This window comes from Gardnerella sp. KA00243, from assembly GCF_049244105.1.
Classification (GTDB): Bacteria; Actinomycetota; Actinomycetes; order Actinomycetales; family Bifidobacteriaceae; genus Bifidobacterium; species Bifidobacterium leopoldii.
This window is the reverse complement of the sequence record NZ_CP058375.1, coordinates 255,991-275,054: the sequence shown is the minus strand read 5'-3', so window position 1 is coordinate 275,054 and position 19,064 is coordinate 255,991. Positions and strand designations below refer to the sequence as shown.

The window sequence follows — 19,064 nt, the reverse complement described above, 5'->3', positions numbered from 1 at the left end:
CCCTGCTTCAAACACAAAGCCGAGGATATCGCAACAAATGCAATTATCCTCGGCTTTTATAATGAGCGAACTTATTAGTTCATTTATTTACTAATAAAACCTCACGAATTCCTATAGCGCTTGTGACTCTTAATACGAAGTAGCAATACGCTCGCAGCAGCAATAAGTATTGAGCATACAGCAGTAACTACGAATATATTACTGCCTGTCGCACTTAAACTATGAAGCTGTTGCGAAACTGCATTGTTTGTTACTGTGATATCTGTCCAAGCAACTTGATTACCTTTCTCGTCAACCAAAACAACCGTATGCTTTCCGGTGTATCCAGCTGGGAATTGAGCATCAAACTGAGGCTTGCCATTAACCATGCGAACAGTCACAAACTTTGAACCATCAGCACCCTTAAGCAAACGAGGAGACGAGTAAATGTACGCGTATGCATAAACTACTCCATCGCGCTGCAAACGCTCGATGAACTCGCTGTTTACAAGATTAATTCTTACACTGTTAACAACACCTGCAGTTGCAACGTTATTGTTACCAACGCTAAGAGTTCCCTTTAATTCTGGATTAAGCTGCTGAACAGTTTTCGGAGCAACAGGTACAGGAGTGGATTCTGCTGGTTTAGTTGGCGCAGAATGCTCAGACTTTGCCGGTGCAGACTGTTCAGACTTAGCACGCGCGGACTGTTCAGACTTAGCACGCGCGGACTGTTCAGACTTAGCAGGTGCAGAATGCTCAGATTTAGCCGACTCAGTCTGTTCAGACTTTGCTGGTGCAGGATGATCAGACTGGGCTGGCGCAGACTGTTCAGACTTTGCTGGTGCAGAATGCTCAGCTGGAGTTTCAGTCTTAGACTGATCCGGATTAGTCTGACCTGGCTTAGTCTGACCTGGCTTAGTCTGACCTGGCTTAGTCTGATCCGGCTTCGCTGGAGTTTCATGCTCAGATGGCTGATGCTGAGGAGTCGGCGCCGGAGACGGTGTTGGTGCAGGCCGAGGCGTTGGCGCCGGAGCAGGATTCACAGGACCAGGAGTTGGAGTTGGAACTGGCGCTGGTTGCGGACCAGGCTGCGGCTGAGGTCCAGGAGCTGGTGGCTGAGGTGTTGGCACTACAGGACCAGGCTGAGGATTAACAGGACCAGGACCAGGCTTAGGAGTTGGAGTCTTTTCTGCATTAAGCAATACAGCAGTCGAAAGAGCAGCAACCTTATATGTTCCGTCGGCAGAAACATTAGCCTCTTGAGCTTGAGCAGCGTCATTAACTTTGCCATTAGCAACAAGAGCAGAATACTTTCCTGCTGGAATCTTTACTTGAGTTTCAGCATTATTAGCATTGAACACTACAACGTATTGCTTATCTGCATCTTTAAGCGTGTAAGCAATTACACCATCAGGAGTGCCATCAATCATCTTCATGTTCTTGTTAATTGTTGCATAATCAAAATCACGAAGAGATTTAATGCTCTTGCGTAACTTCAACAATCCCTTGAAATAGTTCACGGAATCAGACTTTTCTGTTGCACGATTCCAATCAAGAGCATTGTCTTTATCTCCAGAATTGTAGCTATTAGCGTTACCGTTCTTAGTTCGCAAGAACTCCTGACCAAGTTGAATGAATGGCATGCCACGAGAAAGCAAAATCATTGAATTTGCAAGCTTTACTCGCTTCAATCGTACGTCTTCAGTGTCATGAGTAGCAGAAACCTTTAGCTTATCGTACAACGACAAGTTATCGTGAGCTTCAACATATTGAACAATTTGACCTGCATCAGCAAAGTGCGTTTCAGCATTACCATTCCAACACTTGATAGTACTCTTACCATCTGCAGTCTTACTGCCTGTACCAAATTGGCAACCGAGCAAATTATGCTCAAGCAAAGCCTTGGTGTCTTTACTAGTATTGCCATTGACAAAACCAGTAGACGCATCACCAAACACAGAACCCTTCGTAGAATCACGGAAGGAATCGTTAAAGAACGCTACACCTGGAATCTTATAAGCATTTGGCTGAATAGTAGACTCGCTCTTAGGAAGCAGTTTATTCATATCCCAGCCTTCGCCGAGCACAATAATTGAAGGATCAATCTTATTAAGCTCAGCACGCACTTCCTGCATAGTCTTCAGGTCAATTAAGCCCATCAAATCAAATCGGAAGCCGTCAAGGTTGTAATGCGTAGCCCAATACTTCACAGAATCCAAAATATACTTGCGCATCATTTGACGCTCAGAAGCAGTATCGTTACCGCATCCAGAATTACCATTCAGAGCGCCATCCTTATAACGGAAGTAATATCCAGGAACTGTCTTGTTAAACGAATGCTTTTGCACATCATGAACATGGTTGTAAACAACATCCATAATCACACGCAAACCAGCCTTATGAAGGCCAGCAATCATTTGTTTAGCTTCCTTAACTCGCGTTGTTGGATTAGCAGGATTCGTAGAGTAAGACCCCTCAGGAACATTGTAATTTTGCGGATCATAACCCCAGTTTTGAGCTCCTGGCTGACCGTAACCCAAGTTACCTGCTTCATTCACAGAACCAAAATCATACATTGGCATGATTTGTACGTGAGTGACACCAAGCGACTTCAAATAATCAAAGCCAGAAATATTATGCTTATCTGTGGTCTTAGTACCTTCTTCTATTACTCCAAGATACTTACCACGATGAGAATCGCTAATACCAGAGTTTGGATTGATTGAGAAGTCACGAACATCCATTTCTGCAATTGTTGCGTCACTTGGATTCGTAAACTTTGGCATACGCTTTCCAGCGTTACCAGCGTCTTTATCTGCTAATACAACAGAACGCTCACCATTTACTACTGCAGCTTTAGCATAAGGATCAGCAGAAACATCCACTGTGCCATCAGCAAAATGAACTTCATATGCGTAAGCCGTATTAGCTTTGTCGCCATCAAGCTTTACAGACCATACGCCATGATTTTCTGCTTTCATAACTGTTTCTTTATCTTTTTCAGCTTTTTCAGCAGTTGACTTATAAGTAATCAACTTTACTTCAGTTGCTGTTGGAGCCCAAAGCTTGAAAGTAGTTGAAGAAGCAGAATACACAGCACCTAAATCATCGCCAGTATAAGCGTATTTCTTATCGAATTCATCGGTACGAATTACGCTAGCACCAGTTTTCGAGGAAGCAGAAAGCTTAATACCTGTAGCTAATCCCTTAATACTCAACTCATACTTATGCTTAATATTAAGGTCATTCTTGGTTTCGATAGTAATCTCTGAACCATTAGCTTTAGCAGAAGCAATTTCAACTTTCTTGCTAGGATTTTCACTAGTATCCAAAAGTGTTACGTCAGAGTCTTTTACAGAAGACACATCTCCAGATACTTTTACAGCTAACTTCTTTAAACCAGCAATATCAGCAGACATCACGTGAGCTGTAAGTTGTGGCATAGTAGCGTTTAAATACACTGTCATGTCATCTTGCATTAACCAGACTTCAGCACTACCCTTGTTTGGATCACTTGGATCTATCTTAATAGCATTGTTTGGAATACTGCGATCGCTAGGATCTTGCTGATTCCAAGCGTCAATTGGCGTAGATTTTCTAACTTTGAAACCAACACTGTCAATACCACCATCATTCTTAGCAGTAAAGGTTGCAACTTTGCCGTAATCGTCATGCGAAGTGAAGTAACGAGCAGATCCATTAGTTCCGTCGTTCCAAGTCCACATGTTCCAGCCTTCATAATCGCCAGCATTCCTGCGATAATGAACTGTTACCTTTAATTCTTTTGGCTTACTCTTAAGGTTGTCTGGAGCAGTGAACTGTGTAGTATCCGATCCGCCTGTTACCCAAGCTTCAGCAAGACCACTTGCACAGTTTTCAATAGCACGATCGCCACCGTCTTTACTCCAACCTTTTGTAGTAGTAATAAAGGAAAGTGACTTGTTTTCAAAAGCACCATCAACTTTAGTTTCAAAAACTTTGCCGAATTTATCAGTGCCATTAAACTTATGCCAAGCTCCAGGTAAATCTTTACCATCCTTGTCTTTGCCCCACAACCAAATGCCAATATCGCGAGTATCACCCGCTTTTTGTGCATAGTGGATGCGAACAGTGGTCTTTGGATTATACGCTACTGGGCAAGGATTTACTCCAACGCTACCCTTGTGATCTTGAGCTAAATACGAATCAGTGTGAGCTGGAATCTTAAAGTTATTATTATATCCTTCGTGATACCAGTAGTTTTCACCATTATTAAACACTGCTTCATAAGCTTTACCATTGGTTCTAATTGTCTTCTTATACCAACCGTCGCAAGCCTTCTTCATCTCATCGCCAGGAGCCTGAGTCCAGCTTGAGCCTATGCCGTAATGAACATATACTTTTTTACCGTTAAACTTTTCGTCTGGCTTAAAGTAAATAGTTGTTGTAGGATCTTCTGGCATGCCTGCATCAGGCTTTTCTTCACCATATTTAGGATCAGATGGGTCTGTAGCAGTGCCAGCCGGATGTGTAGCTTTTGTTGCATTAACATGTAAAACTACTGCTTCGCGAGCGCCAATCTTGGTTTTAACTTCACCTTTTGCAACTTTAACAGTCTTAGAGCAGTCACCTGCAGCGTACACATTGCAATACTCACCATCAGGCAAATCAGTTTTATAAGAAACTTCTTTTTCGTCAAGCGAATTGTTTATTGCTAAGAAGCCCTTCTTTTCACGGCTAAAAGCAACGTTATTGTCTCCATCATCCTGCCAATTCGTAACTTTCGCACCTTGCACAGCATTGTAGAATCCAATCATTCCACGAATAGAAGTCCAACGCTGAGTGCACTGCCAATTGGAATCCTTACCACAAGTCACATCCGAAACAGAAATATCAGTTGCACCAGGAGCGCCATCATCATTCTTATCGAACTTGTATCCGGAATACACGTTTGGAGTGCCGTATGGCCACGCGAGCATGAACGCGTTTGCTAAAGCGTAACGACGACCATCCTTATACGTAAGCACGCTGTTACCGCGCTCTGTATCCCAATTCGTAACAAAAATAGCAGCTTTATCGCTCTTAACCATTCCGTCTTGAATTTTGTTCAGAGGCTTGCTTGCCTTAATCAGCGAGCCTTTGAAGTTTTGCTTAAGCTGGTAAGAGTAGCCAAACTCGTTAACTTCGCCTTCATTCAAATGTGCAGACGGCTGAATTTGTGCAGCTTCTGAAGAGTTGCCAATAGTCTCTTGCATCCACCAGATGTCATTAATCTTTTTGCTATCTTCAACACTTTCGTTGTATTGCTTTATAGCAGAAGCTTTAATGCCCCTCATATCTTCTGGCGAAATATGCTTAACTGCATCCACACGGAAACCAGCAACGCCAAGCTTCAACAAATCTGCAAAATACTTACCTAAAACTTGCTGAACATGCTGACTACCAGTATTCAAATCAAGTAAGCCTACAAGCCTGTGAGTCCAAACTTCTTCAGCATTCGTATAATCTTTAATATTTTCAGCACTTTGATGGAAATCGTCTTTAGTGTATCCAGCATCTTCAAAAGTCTGAGTAGACACATCATACTTACTTCCACCAACACCGACTTTATCTTTATTATCAGCGCCAGCCATGTGATTAATAACAGCATCAGCAATGATTCCAACATTTGCCGCTTTGCAAGTTTGAATCATCTGCTTAAACTCAGCTTCAGTGCCAAGTTTAGAATTTAATTTATAGCTAACAGGCTGGTAAGAAGTCCACCAGGCTTTACCTTTAATATGATCCTGCGGTGGAGACACCTGCACATACTTCACACCTTCAGGACCATAAGTTTTAGTGCACTCTTGAGCAATACTCTTCCAATTTTGCTGAAAAGCAGTAACAATAACACCTTTACCTTTAAGAGTTACATTCGAAGAAGTTTCTTTGCTATTGCTAGACTCCCCGCTAGTCACAGCGTTTGCACTACCCGTAACAGCAAAACCAGTTACAAGCATTGCAACAGACGTAGCAACAGCAACCATCTTCGATGCAAAGTGTCGACGATGACTCATCAGTATCCTTTCCTCCATTGGTATCAACACGCTTCTTCCTTGGGCGCATTAATAGCCTCAATGCACAAACGATGGCTAGCACTACTATGTTGCCAGCCATCGTTATAAACATGCATTATCAGCGGAGAAAATTATAACATCTACATATTGACAATATTGCAATAACTATACAAAAACTGTAATAATGTCAATACAAATTTACTTCCAGATCGTCCTTTACTTCGCAATTTACTTATTAGAACCTGCCTTATTTTTTGCACAGAATCAGAGCTAACTCAATCAATAGCACAGCGAAAACAATTACAATCATCGCCACAGTACTAAACGTGGAAGTACTTCCAAAATGCTCTACAGCCTTAACATGCAAAGCAATAGCAGAATTAGCTGGAATAGTTATCTCTACTTTCCCACCATTTACAGTAACTGTGCTAGAGCATTTACGTGAAGCATATACGTTACAATACTCACCGTCAGGCAAATCAGTTTTATAACTCACATTTTTAGGCTTATCAGTATTGTTAATCGCCAAGAATCCCTTGTTTCCGCGACTAAAAGCAATGTTATTATCGTTGTCATCCTGCCATTGAGTTACTTTCGTGCCCTTAACAGCATTGTAGAATCCAATCATTCCACGAATAGAAGTCCAACGCTGAGTGCACTGCCACTGAGAATTCTTTCCGCACTTTACATCTGGAATGTTCGTATCAGTTGCACCAGGAGCACCGTCATCGCGCTGAGTGAACTTATATCCAGAATAAATATTTGGTGTTCCATACGGATAAGCAAGCATAAAAGCATTAGCTAACTCGTACTTTGCCCCATCCTTATAAGTGAGAACTCGAGTCGAATTGTCACGCTCAGTATCCCAGTTAGTCACAAAAATAGCTGCTTTCTTATTAGGAATAAGCTGATCTGTAATATGAGACAAATTCTCAATTGAGCCATAGAAATAATTACGCAAGCGATACGAGTATTCAAACTCATCTACTTCACCTGTACCAACATATTGATCTGGCTGAATTTTAGGATCTTGTTCAGGAAAACCAATTGTTTCTTGCATCCACCAAATATTTTCAGGCTTCATTCCAGCAGCTTTAGCAGCAGCTTCTTTTATGCCTTTCACATCTTCAGGACACATATGTTTTGTGGCATCAACTCTAAAGCCCGCAACACCCATTTTCAGCAATTTTGCAAAATAGTTACCAAGAATTTTTTGTACATGAGGCTTAGAAGTATCCAAATCAAGCAAACCAACTAAACGATAATTCCAAACGACTTGCGCATCTTTATATGTGTAAATATCTTTATCTATTTGGTGAAAATCATCTTTTGTGTAACCAGCATCCGGATAGCTTTGATTTGCCGCATCATACTTACTACCGCCAACACCTACAGTATCTTTATTACTATCGCCGGTTGTGTGATTAATTACAGCATCAACAACAATTCCAACACCAGCTGCCCTGCAAGTAGTAATCATATTTTTAAACTCGTCTTCAGTGCCAAGCTTTGAATTTAGATTGTAACTAACTGGCTGATAAGAAGTCCACCATGCTTTACCTTTAATATGATCCTGCGGCGGCGAAACCTGTACATAACTCACACCCTCAGGACCATAAGTTCGCTTACACTCTTTTGCAATACTTTTCCAATTTTGCTGAAAAGCAGTAACGATCACACCTTTTGGCGGAAGACCGTCTGTTGATTTAGTTGAAGCAAATGCCGAAGAGTTTGGAACAATAGCAAAAATACACATTAATACCGTTGCTACAGCAGCAATTGCAGTAATTGCAGTAAAAGAGCACATTACATTGCGCTTGTAATTATTGATTAATTCGCAAGCATAATTACTTTTTTTACGCTCACTTGCTTGCAATTGTGCACTGTGGATCATCGTTGTTCCTTTCACATCACGTACAGCACTTTCATTGTGCGAGAATACTTTTATTATTATACGCTTATTGTTTATGTACGAGACATTAAAATATAAAATAAAAACGTCGCCTAGCAAGCTAAGCGACGTCGTGCACGTGCCCCCGGTGAGACTCGAACTCACACTGCACAGATTTTGAGGCTGTTTCCTCTACCAATTGGGATACAGGGGCATTTTTAATTTTCCGCATTTTTTTGCGACTTGTTGACTATAGCACACTTTAAGCCACATGCAAATAGTTAAAGCGTTTTGCGCGTGTCGCAAATCAACAATATTGATCATACATAACATAATGCGCGCAAACTGCAAAACAGCTAGCGCGCATTACGCAAACTATACTACTGCGCAAATGCACTTAAACTAGAAGAACTAGCGTATTAGTACAAGAAACGCAGAATCAAGCAATTAGTCGCAAGCGCCGACGGTGTGAACGTAGATGGAGTCAGTGCGACCAGCCTGGCGTTCACCCTGAGCAGTGCTCAAGATAACAATCTGATCACCATCGGAAACCTTACCGGCTTCGCGAAGAACCTTGTCAGTGAAGATCATCAAATCGTGACGATTCATGTCATGGTAATCTTCACTAATCAAGAAGCCTTCAGTACCCCAGCTCAAAGCCAACCAACGATAAGTGTGCTCATTGTTAGTCAAGCCGTAGATTGGAGCGGTTGGGCGTTCACGAGAAATGCGATGAACTGTGCGACCAGTCTGAGTGTAGGCAACAATAGCCTTAGCATTAAGCTTATCTGCCAAATCAACAGCTGCAGAAGAAACTGCACCGGTGCTAGACATGTCAAGCTCAACAGCAGGAATGCGATCATAGCCGTGCTCAGTAGCATACTGAGAAATACGAGACATAGTCTTAACGGTAACATCTGGATACTTGCCAACAGCAGTTTCGTTAGAAGTCATTGTTGCGTCAGCACCGTCGAGAACAGCGTTAGCACAGTCAGAAGCTTCTGCACGGGTTGGAACTGGAGAGTTAACCATTGTGCCAAGAACTTCAGTAGCAACGATAACTGGCTTTGCATAGCGACGAGAAAGCTCAATGCAGCGCTTGGTGACAAGTGGAACCTCTTCGAGAGGCATTTCCACAGCCATATCACCACGTGCAACCATAATGCCATCGAAGGTCTTAACAATCTCTTCCAAGTTTTCAACAGCCTGTGGCTTTTCAATCTTGGCGACGATTGGAATGCGACGACCTTCTTCGTCCATGATTTCGTGAGCGCGATCAATATCGGTAGCGAAACGCACGAAGGACATAGCAATAATGTCAGCACCAGTGCGAATAGCCCAACGAAGATCAGCCTCATCCTTTTCAGTCAAAGCTGGGAGGGAAACTGCAACGCCTGGGAGGTTAATGCCCTTGTGGCTGGAAACTGGACCAGCAACAATAACCTTAGTGTGAACGTCGTTGCCTTCTACCTTAGTTACCTCAAGGCGAACCTTACCATCATCGATAAGAATTGGGTCGCCTGCGTGGCAATCTCCTGGCAAGCCCTTAAAGGTTGTAGAAGTGCGGTGCTCGTCACCTTCAACATCATCAGTAGTGATGATGAACTCCTGACCTTCTTCCAAATAAACCTTATCTTCGCCTTCAGCGTTCTTCTTGAACCATCCACAGCGAATCTTTGGACCTTGCAAATCAACAAGAGCAGCAACATTGCGGCCAGTGGACTTGGAAGCTGCACGAACGTTGTTGTAAACGCGCAAATGATCTTCAGGAGTGCCGTGAGAACGGTTCAAACGAGCAACATCCATACCGGCTTCAACAAGCTTGGTAATACCTTCCAAGGATTCGGTAGCTGGACCAATAGTATCAACGATTTTGGCTTTACGCATAATGCCTACCTATTTTCTATTTCTGTTTATTTTTTTATGGGCGATTTAATGATAAAACCATAAAACGCCCAATTCCGCTTTCCAGTGTATCAACGTATTGTGACCGCTTATTGTATTTATTCGGCGTTTTGTGAACGCTCACAAAAAATACTCAAGGAATATCTATTTACTACGATTAAACACGACTAGATACGCTCTCTTATTAATCGAGTTTAGCTTGCGATTAGCCGCGATTAGCGCACTATATAGCTAACACTAGCTAGCGCAAATGCCTAGCATGCTTACGATTTATACCAGCCAGACTACTTTGCAACCTGCTTATTCTGCACAAGCTCAGCCTAAAGCAGCCACACACTAAACCTTTTATCAACAAAAGCTGTAGATTTAAAATGTGTTATTTTATTTCTTAAATAATTCTGAATGCGTACCAAGCCTGTATAACATCAAAACAAGAATTTCATTTTTAATTTCATAAACTAAAAGCCAATCGGGTTCAATATGACATTCTCTTGTTCCGCTATATTTTCCAGTCAGACCGTGATCACAATATTTAGCTTCTAGTACACCACCGTTAGCTAAAACATCAATTACTTTTAAAAGATTATCCGTATTTTTATTTTGCTTCTTAGCTAATTTAAGGTCTTTTTTGAATTGATTCGTGAATTTTACTTCATATTTCATAAATCAAGAGCCACCTTAAGATCTCCCATATTCCGATAACCCTTTACACTAGGATCAGACGCAATCCGTCTACCTTCCTCAATAGCAGCAATCGTTGTATCATTTGGAACCTCTAATTTAAGAGAAAATGGAATCCCGTTCTCACGAATAGTTGTTCGCAAAAACATGTTAATCGCTGTTGTCATATTGAGCCCGAGTTCTGAAAAAATCTTATCAGCTTGTTCTTTAATTCCCTTATCTGTTCTAATATTTAAATTCGTAGTAGTCATATACGACACCTCCATCTTCTTTTACTATACGCAAACATTCGTTTACATTCAACATATTGTCATTGCATTGTATATAACTTAAACTAACTAAAGTAATCCAATAATCTTTAATTCACATGATTGAATAAATTAAACTCTCTTACTAATTAAGTAGTTTTAAACCCAAAATTACATCATATTAGAAAAATCAATAAATATTTTGACATACGCGTCAAATATTTTCAGTAGATAAAAGTAATCAATTGCACGAACATTTTTGATTTGCAACGCTCATCAATTTGCAATGCTCATTTATTAGCATCACTTATTAGCCGCATCTATTTGCCGCAACTCTTTCTTTAGATCGCGTATCTCGTCGCGCAATCGCGCTGCAAGCTCGAATTGCAACTGCTCAGCAGCAACATGCATTTGCTCGCTCAAATTTTTAATCAGCGACATAATATCGTCTTGCGGAAGCTCAGAAATATTCGCCATACGCTTTTCCTTGCTTTGCTGCCCAAGATTTGGCTCTTTTGGCACGCCATAATGCGAGTTCCCAGCCTTGTTAGCATTTCTGTAACCGCCTGCTAGCAAAGTTTGCGTATCAACATCCTCTTTAGCGAGCATGTCGTTAACATCGCTAATCTTCTTTCGCAAAGGCTTAGGATCAATTCCATGAGCTTTGTTATACGCAATTTGCTTTTCACGGCGGCGCTCTGTCTCGCTAATCGCCTTGCTCATAGCATCCGTAACAGTATCCGCATACATAAGAACAGTTCCAGAAACGTTACGAGCAGCACGACCAATCGTCTGAATAAGCGAACGGTAAGATCTTAAGAAACCTTCCTTATCTGCATCCAAAATCGCTACAAGCGAAACTTCCGGCAAATCCAAACCCTCACGAAGCAAATTAATGCCAACAATCACATCAATTTTGCCTTCGCGAAGCTCACGCAAAAGCTCCACTCTGCGCAAAGTATCAACATCAGAATGCAAGTACTCAACTTTAATACCAAGCTCCAAAAAGTAATCAGTTAAGTCTTCCGCCATTTTCTTTGTAAGCGTAGTAACAAGCACGCGCTCATCTTTTGCTACTCGCTCCTTGATTTCCGCAAGCAAATCGTCAACCTGACCTTCTACAGGGCGAACCTCAATCTTAGGATCAAGCAAGCCGGTAGGGCGAATAATTTGCTCAACTACGCCATCTGAAAGCCCCAGCTCATAATCTCCAGGCGTTGCAGAAAGATACACAGTTTGACCAATGTGCTCCAAAAATTCTTTCCACTTTAACGGTCGATTATCCATTGCCGATGGCAGTCTAAAGCCATGTTCTACAAGCGTTCTTTTGCGCGAAGCATCGCCTTCATACATAGCTCCAATTTGCGGCACTGTTACATGCGACTCGTCTAAAACTAGCAAAAAGTCATCCGGGAAAAAGTCAAGCAGAGTATGCGGAGGCGTGCCTGCATCGCGTCCGTCAAAATGCCTAGAATAATTCTCCACTCCTGGGCATACACCAACTTGGCGAAGCATCTCCAAATCGTACGTAGTTCGCATTTCCAAACGCTGAGCTTCCAGCAATTTGTTCTGCTTTTTAAGCTGAGCTACTCTCTCGTCGCGCTCTTTTTCAATCGCCTCTAACACGCGCTCCATGCGCTCCGGTCCTGCAATGTAGTGAGACGCTGGGAAAATATGAACACTACTCTCCTGGCGAATTACTTCTCCTGTAAGAGGATGTAACATGGTAATTCTGTCGATTTCGTCACCAAAGAACTCAATTCGCACAGCTAATTCTTCGTACACTGGAATAATCTCAACTGTGTCACCGCGCACTCTAAAAGTTCCGCGCGTAAAGGCAATGTCATTGCGTTTGTATTGCATACTCACAAATTGACGCAATAAATCATCTCTCTCAAGTTGCTCGCCAACGCTTAGCATAAGCATTCGCTCGGCATACTCCTCTGGAGTACCGAGTCCATAAATGCAAGAAACAGTAGCCACAACAACGCAATCGCGTCTAGTAAGCAAATTCGCTGTAGCAGCATGACGAAGCCGCTCAACATCGTCGTTAATATTCGAATCTTTTTCAATATACGTGTCTGTTTGCGGAATGTACGCTTCTGGCTGATAGTAATCGTAATAAGACACAAAATAGCTCACGGCATTATCTGGCATAAGCTCGCGAAATTCCGCGCAAAGCTGAGCTGCCAAAGTTTTATTCGGCTCAATAATAAGTGTCGGTCGTTGCAAACGCTCAATAAGCCAAGCGGTTGTAGCAGTTTTACCAGTTCCAGTAGCACCCATTAAAACAACGTCGTTTTCTCCGTTTTCAATGCGATTCGCTAACTCTTCGATTGCTTGCGGCTGGTCACCCGAAGGCGCATACGGCGCTTTTACTACAAAAGGCTTGTTTGTGCGCTGAATTTTATTCGACATAATCTTTTACTTCCCCAGTTCTTTACTTCCCCAATTTCGCAATTTCAGCACTTTTATTGTTTATTTCGCGCAACCATGATTTCAACGTATCGTCAACACTGTTAAGCATAGATTCCATTGGTTTAGTGGAATCAACTACAAAATCCGCCATATCTTTTCGAACTTTACTTGGAAGTTGACTATTTATGCGCGCTAAAGCCTGACTCTCAGTCATGTTCCGCTCGCTTATCATTCGCTTAACGCGAATTTCTTGAGGCGCTTCAACAGTAATAATATGATCAAAACTAAATGGAATGCTGTCGATTACTTGCGCAAGAAGTGGAATGTCATGCACAATAACTGAATTTATACTGTCCAACACGTTGCAATTTTCTTTAGCATTGCAATTTTCCTTAGAAATTTTACTAATATACTCGCTTTCTAAAAGCTTTGCGCAATCATAAATAGCAGGATGAATTATAGACTCAATCTTACTTAACGCTTGCTTACGTTCATCGTCGTCACCAAAAATACGCTCCGCAATAAACGCACGATTTAAAGAACCATCATTCTTAACAGCATTTTCCCCAAAAATACCTACTATTTGTTGCAATACTGCGCTTCCCGGTTCCACTACTTTACGCGCTAAAACATCGTAATCAATAACAAACGCACCAAGCAAACGCAAATGGTTTACTACAGTAGATTTTCCGGCTGCAATTCCGCCTGTTACCGCAATCCGCAATATTGTCATATATAAATTATAAGTAATGCCCCAGTAAATAATTACCAGGGCATTGTTATTAAAAGAAAACAAATGGTTAATCTTGTAATTCTGCACCATCAGCATCTTTATGCCATTTAGTCCCAGGCTTTGAGCAAAGAATGCAAATTCCTTCAACACATGACCATATAATCGAAATACCTGCAAGCAAACCAATAGAAAGAACAGAAATCAACAATTGGGCAATAGCCTTGCCTTTAAAACCAAGGTAGAAATTGTGAATCCCTAAACCACCTACAAAAATCGCTAAAAGACCGGCAGCAAGCTTATGTCGAGAACTTACTAAAGTAGCATTATTCGCTGAATTATTCCCATCGTATGAAGGGAACTGAGCATTCTTCTGATTGTTATCAAATGTACTCATAATTTTCACCAATCCTTTTAATAACTTAATTAATGCTTTAACAAAATCATATAATCGTGCTTCTTAAAAGAAAATTTGTTGTACTCACATTTAATTACAGAATATAAATTATAAAATCAGAGTATTTAGAGCACATTGCGATAATCGCAATGAACGAAATGCCCTGATGATTACTCACCAGGCATTTCGTTCATACGCTTTTAGTAGAAAACTACTTCTTTTCGCTTAAAAGCTGTTCGCGCAAAGCTGCGAGCTGATCAGAATCAGCTAAAGCACCTTCACTAGTTGTTTCAGAAGAATAGTTGGAAGCAACTTCTTCCTTCTTTTCTTCCTTAGCTGGCTTCTTTTCAGCTTCTTCTTGCTGACCGTCAGCAGCAGCAGATTCTGCTGCAGCTGCAAGTTCCTTAGCAGCGAAAGCCTTGTGCTCTTCCCAAAGCTCGTGAGCTGCAGCATACTGAGCTTCCCACTCTTCGCGCTGCTGCTCGTAACCAGCCATCCACTCGTTAGTGTTTGGATCGAAGCCTTCTGGGTACTTGTAGTTGCCTTCAGCATCGTACTCAGCTGGCATACCGTAAAGAGCTGGATCGAAATCTTCAGAATTTGGATCAACAGCCTCATTAGCCTGCTTCAAGGAGAGGGAAATACGACGGCGATCAAGATCAACATCAATAACCTTGACGAATACGTCTTCATTTGCCTTAACAACAGTTTCTGGATTCTCTACGTGACGGTTTGCAAGCTCAGAAATGTGAACCAAGCCCTCAATGCCATCTTCAACGGAGATGAACACACCGAACTGAACGATCTTGGTGACCTTACCCTTAACAACCTGTCCAGGAACATGAGTGCGAGCGAAGCGCTGCCATGGATCTTCCTGAGTTGCCTTAAGGGAAAGGGAAATACGTTCGCGATCGAGATCAACGTCGAGAACCTCAACGGTAACCTTATCGCCAACCTTAACAACCTCAGATGGGTGATCGATATGCTTCCAAGAAAGCTCAGAAACGTGAATGAGACCGTCAACACCGCCGAGATCAACGAATGCACCGAAGTTTACGATAGAAGACACAACGCCTTCACGAATCTGACCTTTCTTAAGCTGCGAGAGGAAGGTCTCACGAACTTCAGACTGAGTTTCCTCGAGGAACTGACGACGAGAAAGCACAACATTGTTGCGGTTCTTATCGAGCTCAAGAATCTTAGCCTTAATCTTCTGACCAATGTATGGAGAAAGATCGCGAACGCGACGCATTTCAACCAAGGATGCTGGTAAGAAGCCACGCAAACCGATATCTACGATCAAGCCGCCCTTAACAGCCTCAATAACGGTACCTTCAACGATGCCGTCTGCATCCTTAATCTTCTCGATGTCACCCCAAGCACGCTCATACTGTGCACGCTTCTTGGAGAGAATAAGACGTCCTTCCTTGTCTTCCTTAGTGACAACAAGGGCTTCAATGGTGTCGCCAACCTCGACAACATCATCTGGATCAACGTCTTTTTTGATGGAAAGTTCACGGGAAGGAATTACACCTTCAGTCTTGTAGCCGATGTCCAGCAATACTTCGTCGTGATCAATCTTTACGACGGTACCTTCAACTAAATCACCATCATCAAAATTCTTGATGGTTGAATCGACTGCCTTGATGAAGTCTTCTTCGGTGCCAATATCATTAATCGCAACCTTGGCGACTTCGTTATTATTCTCTGCCATTAGTTATTAGTGGTTTCTTCTTGGGGTGGATATTACTCGATATTTAATTATGTATTTACGTTACGCATGTATGCCATGCACACGCTTTGTCGATTTTATATACAGGCATAGCCAAAATTTACGTTTTACTTCGGGCGTGTCGCATTTTATTTGCAATTAACTGCTCGCTCAGCCATATCTACAACATTCGCCAGCAACATAGCTCGAGTCATCGGACCTACTCCACCAGGATTCGGAGAATACGCTCCAGCAATTTCGCGACAAGCTGAATCAACATCACCTTTTACGCGGTATCTACCAGCTTCTTCATCAAAAACACGAGATACGCCTACATCAACAAGAACAGCACCAGGTTTAATATCTTCTGGCTTAACAAAACCAGCACAACCCATTGCGGCAATTATTACATCAGAACGACGCATAATCTCCTGCACATTCCGAGTATGTGTATGGCACAACGTAACAGTTGCATCTACTCCCCTGCGGGTTAAAAGAAGGCCAATAGTACGTCCAACCGTAATGCCACGACCAAGCACACAAACTTCCTTACCAGAAAGTTCAATACCGTACTCATCAAGCAAAGCTAAAATTCCACGCGGCGTGCACGGCAAAGGTGTTGTAATATTACCGGAAATATGCGTAACAAGTTCACCCAAATTATACGGATGCATTCCATCACAATCTTTTGCAGGATTAATAGAAGAAATAACTTTTTGAACATCAATTCCTTTTGGCAATGGCAGTTGCACAATAAATCCAGTACAAAGAGGGTCATTATTTAATTTCTGTAAAGCAGCAAGAATCTCATCTTCACTAGCATCTTCTGGCAGATCGCAACGAATAGAATTAATCCCCACTTCTTCGCAATCACGATGCTTACCAGCAACATATTTCAACGAACCAGGATCACTACCTACAAGCAACGTACCCAAACCTGGATTAATGCCTTTTTTATGTAAAATAGCAACGCGCGCTGCCAAATCTTTTTTAATTTTACTAGCTAAAGCTTTACCATCTAACACAATAGCCATAAAAAATTTCCTCCCAACTCGCACAATTCGTAAGGATAGGCTATCGTGAAGTATAGAAGATATGGGTCGACTAACAATTTTGCGTGCGCCGACGCACCATTATCACGGGAGGAGTCACAGTGATGCGTACCGTTCTTTGTGCAGTAAAGAAGTTTGGAAAAACTGCCATAACATGCCTTATTGCTTCTGCAGTAATACTTGGATTTGCAGCTTGTGGAAAAACTGAGGAAAAACCAAAAGAAAAACCAAAAGCTGCAACAAATATTTCCGTTGTATCCACTGTTGACACCTGGGGTAGCTTAGCTCAAGAGATCGGTGGCTCTGACGTCAAAGTTGAATCAGTTATGACTGGCTCAGATACAGACATATCGTCGTTTAAACCTAGCTCAAAAGATTTAAAAAATATGCAGAATGCACAAGTATTAGTTACAAATGGTGCAGGCTACGATGATTGGGCAAACAAAGTACACCCAGCTAAAGCTGAAGTGCTTAGTGCAGCAGGTACTGTAGGAGCACTTAACGGAGACAATCCATATCTTTGGTTTTCTCACGATGCTAGGGATGCAATGGCATCTGCCATGGCTGACACCTTCTCCAAAGTTTTGCCATCAAAAAAACAAGCTTTTTCTAAGCGACTAGCACAATGGCAGGAAAAGGAAAAGAAATTAACCACCTACTTAAGTGATTTCTCTAAAGAAAATGGTAACGCAAAGTATGCTTCTACATCTCCTATTCTTTTCTGGCTAATGTCTGATGCCAATTTGAAAGATAGCTCACCTAAAGAATATGCTGACGCACTAAATAACAATAATGAACCAGAACATTCAAGCGTTGAGGAGTTTCAGAAGCTTATTGAAGGTCGCAAAATCGATGTGTTGATTAGTGATAGCCAACAAGGAAACGATGTTCTAAATTTGCTAAACGGAATCGCAGGACGCAGCTATACGTCCACAGTGCGAGTAAGCGAACTTATGCCAAAATACGCAGATCAGCTTGATAAATGGATTATGAAGATTTGTGACGACCTACATAATGCTGTAAAAGCAACAAAGGATATGCGTAAAGACATTGATGACAAAGAGCCTCAAAAAAAGCCAATCACTGAAAAGCCACACGTAGCAAAGAATACCGATCCTAAAAATTCTAACCAAGGTCAACAAGATCCAGGTAAGTAAATTTAGGTGAATAATCTATTAACATAAAAATCCTTGCATTTTATAAATGCAAGGATTTTTTATTATCTGTTTTAAGCAAGAACAAAAGCAAAATATACAATAAATACGTAAGCAAATATATAAGCAAAAGCCCTTCTAACTCGCCTATATACCAACGTTTAGAAAGGCTTAAAATAATATGAACAATTAATATCTATTTATTTTGCATAACGCAAATCACTTTTTCTTAGATTTCTTATTACGCTCTTCTAACAGCGCTAAAGTTCGCGATGCAGGCTCTTCTGGAGCTACAGTATGGTGATTTTCATCGCCTTTTTGAGGCTCCTTGTATCCAAGATTCACATCTAAAAGTCGCTCCGCCTCAATCTCATCAATCTTTTCAGACAAAGCAATTTCGGAAATTAAAATACTGCGAGCGCGAGCAAGCATTCGCTTTTCTCCTGCAGACAAACCATGCTCATCAACATCTCGCTGAGATAAATCACGAACTACTTCAGCAATATTGTTAACATCGCCAGTAGCAATCTTCTCTACATTAAGCTTGTAGCGTCTAGACCAATTCATTTCTTTTTCAACTATTGGAGTACGCAAAATCTCAAAAACTTTTGCAACTTCTTGCGCTCCAACAATGTCTCGCACGCCAACTTTTTTAACATTATCGACAGGTACGTTAATTTCTAAACCATCAGATGATAACACTACCAATCGTAAATATTGACGAGTTACACCTTTTACGGTGCGCTCACTAATTTCTTCAATACGAGCCGCACCATGACGAGGATAGACGACCATATCGCCGACTTGATATTCCACAGAACCCTCCGTATGCACAGAAAAACTCATAACAGTTTCCCATA

General features: G+C 41.6%; 12 protein-coding genes and 1 tRNA gene. 1 reads left to right on the top strand and 12 read right to left on the bottom strand.

Annotated features, from left to right (window positions below; genetic code table 11):
• Positions 1 to 101 precede the first annotated feature (101 nt).
• The 11 genes from pulA to HXT50_RS01065 all read right to left on the bottom strand — a co-directional run bounded on the left by pulA (position 102) and on the right by HXT50_RS01065 (position 17,032).
• The gene (gene pulA / locus HXT50_RS01115) at positions 102 to 5,987 is read right to left on the bottom strand and encodes a type I pullulanase (protein ID WP_421777138.1); all 5,886 of its coding nucleotides are present in this window, start codon (positions 5,985 to 5,987) and stop codon (positions 102 to 104) included.
• A 277-nt stretch (positions 5,988 to 6,264) separates the two neighbouring features.
• Positions 6,265 to 7,773, bottom strand: coding sequence for an alpha-amylase (locus HXT50_RS01110; protein WP_421777137.1), 1,509 nt, complete (start codon positions 7,771 to 7,773; stop codon positions 6,265 to 6,267).
• 275 nt (positions 7,774 to 8,048) lie between these two features.
• Positions 8,049 to 8,122, bottom strand: a tRNA-Leu gene (locus HXT50_RS01105).
• 233 nt (positions 8,123 to 8,355) lie between these two features.
• On the bottom strand, positions 8,356 to 9,795 hold the full coding sequence (pyk, locus tag HXT50_RS01100; RefSeq protein ID WP_116971461.1) for a pyruvate kinase: 1,440 nt from the start codon (positions 9,793 to 9,795) through the stop codon (positions 8,356 to 8,358).
• A 399-nt stretch (positions 9,796 to 10,194) separates the two neighbouring features.
• Complete coding sequence (locus HXT50_RS01095; protein ID WP_004107050.1) at positions 10,195 to 10,476, bottom strand: type II toxin-antitoxin system YafQ family toxin; 282 nt, start codon at positions 10,474 to 10,476, stop codon at positions 10,195 to 10,197.
• Positions 10,473 to 10,745 (bottom strand): type II toxin-antitoxin system RelB/DinJ family antitoxin, encoded by a 273-nt coding sequence (locus HXT50_RS01090; RefSeq protein WP_004107052.1) that lies wholly within the window; start codon positions 10,743 to 10,745, stop codon positions 10,473 to 10,475. Before HXT50_RS01090 ends, HXT50_RS01095 begins: the two co-directional genes overlap by 4 nt.
• Before the next feature lie 300 nt (positions 10,746 to 11,045).
• Positions 11,046 to 13,160: an excinuclease ABC subunit UvrB gene (uvrB, locus tag HXT50_RS01085; RefSeq protein WP_421776916.1), complete on the bottom strand. Its 2,115-nt coding sequence runs from the start codon at positions 13,158 to 13,160 to the stop codon at positions 11,046 to 11,048.
• Between the two features lie 22 nt (positions 13,161 to 13,182).
• On the bottom strand, positions 13,183 to 13,893 hold the full coding sequence (gene coaE / locus HXT50_RS01080; RefSeq protein WP_004107057.1) for a dephospho-CoA kinase: 711 nt from the start codon (positions 13,891 to 13,893) through the stop codon (positions 13,183 to 13,185).
• A gap of 67 nt (positions 13,894 to 13,960) precedes the next feature.
• Positions 13,961 to 14,287, bottom strand: a complete 327-nt coding sequence (locus tag HXT50_RS01075) for a TM2 domain-containing protein (protein WP_004119289.1) — start codon at positions 14,285 to 14,287, stop codon at positions 13,961 to 13,963.
• A 211-nt stretch (positions 14,288 to 14,498) separates the two neighbouring features.
• Complete coding sequence (gene rpsA / locus HXT50_RS01070; RefSeq protein ID WP_004107061.1) at positions 14,499 to 16,001, bottom strand: 30S ribosomal protein S1; 1,503 nt, start codon at positions 15,999 to 16,001, stop codon at positions 14,499 to 14,501.
• A 146-nt stretch (positions 16,002 to 16,147) separates the two neighbouring features.
• Positions 16,148 to 17,032, bottom strand: a complete 885-nt coding sequence (locus tag HXT50_RS01065) for a bifunctional methylenetetrahydrofolate dehydrogenase/methenyltetrahydrofolate cyclohydrolase (protein WP_174191543.1) — start codon at positions 17,030 to 17,032, stop codon at positions 16,148 to 16,150.
• 122 nt (positions 17,033 to 17,154) lie between these two features.
• Between HXT50_RS01065 and HXT50_RS01060 the strand changes: the two genes are divergently transcribed.
• Positions 17,155 to 18,207 (top strand): metal ABC transporter solute-binding protein, Zn/Mn family, encoded by a 1,053-nt coding sequence (locus HXT50_RS01060; protein WP_004119288.1) that lies wholly within the window; start codon positions 17,155 to 17,157, stop codon positions 18,205 to 18,207.
• Between the two features lie 216 nt (positions 18,208 to 18,423).
• Here HXT50_RS01060 and HXT50_RS01055 read toward each other — a convergent pair whose 3' ends face one another.
• Positions 18,424 to 19,020: a CarD family transcriptional regulator gene (locus HXT50_RS01055; protein ID WP_410299669.1), complete on the bottom strand. Its 597-nt coding sequence runs from the start codon at positions 19,018 to 19,020 to the stop codon at positions 18,424 to 18,426.
• Between the last annotated feature and the right edge of the window lie 44 nt (positions 19,021 to 19,064).

Coding starts and splice junctions, on each gene's coding strand:
- pulA (WP_421777138.1), bottom strand. CDS start 5,987: ATGGTTGCTGTTGCTACGTCTGTTGCAATGCTTGTAACTGGTTTTGCT.
- HXT50_RS01110 (WP_421777137.1), bottom strand. CDS start 7,773: ATGTGTATTTTTGCTATTGTTCCAAACTCTTCGGCATTTGCTTCAACT.
- pyk (WP_116971461.1), bottom strand. CDS start 9,795: ATGCGTAAAGCCAAAATCGTTGATACTATTGGTCCAGCTACCGAATCC.
- HXT50_RS01095 (WP_004107050.1), bottom strand. CDS start 10,476: ATGAAATATGAAGTAAAATTCACGAATCAATTCAAAAAAGACCTTAAA.
- HXT50_RS01090 (WP_004107052.1), bottom strand. CDS start 10,745: ATGACTACTACGAATTTAAATATTAGAACAGATAAGGGAATTAAAGAA.
- uvrB (WP_421776916.1), bottom strand. CDS start 13,160: ATGTCGAATAAAATTCAGCGCACAAACAAGCCTTTTGTAGTAAAAGCG.
- coaE (WP_004107057.1), bottom strand. CDS start 13,893: ATGACAATATTGCGGATTGCGGTAACAGGCGGAATTGCAGCCGGAAAA.
- HXT50_RS01075 (WP_004119289.1), bottom strand. CDS start 14,287: ATGAGTACATTTGATAACAATCAGAAGAATGCTCAGTTCCCTTCATAC.
- rpsA (WP_004107061.1), bottom strand. CDS start 16,001: ATGGCAGAGAATAATAACGAAGTCGCCAAGGTTGCGATTAATGATATT.
- HXT50_RS01065 (WP_174191543.1), bottom strand. CDS start 17,032: ATGGCTATTGTGTTAGATGGTAAAGCTTTAGCTAGTAAAATTAAAAAA.
- HXT50_RS01060 (WP_004119288.1), top strand. CDS start 17,155: ATGCGTACCGTTCTTTGTGCAGTAAAGAAGTTTGGAAAAACTGCCATA.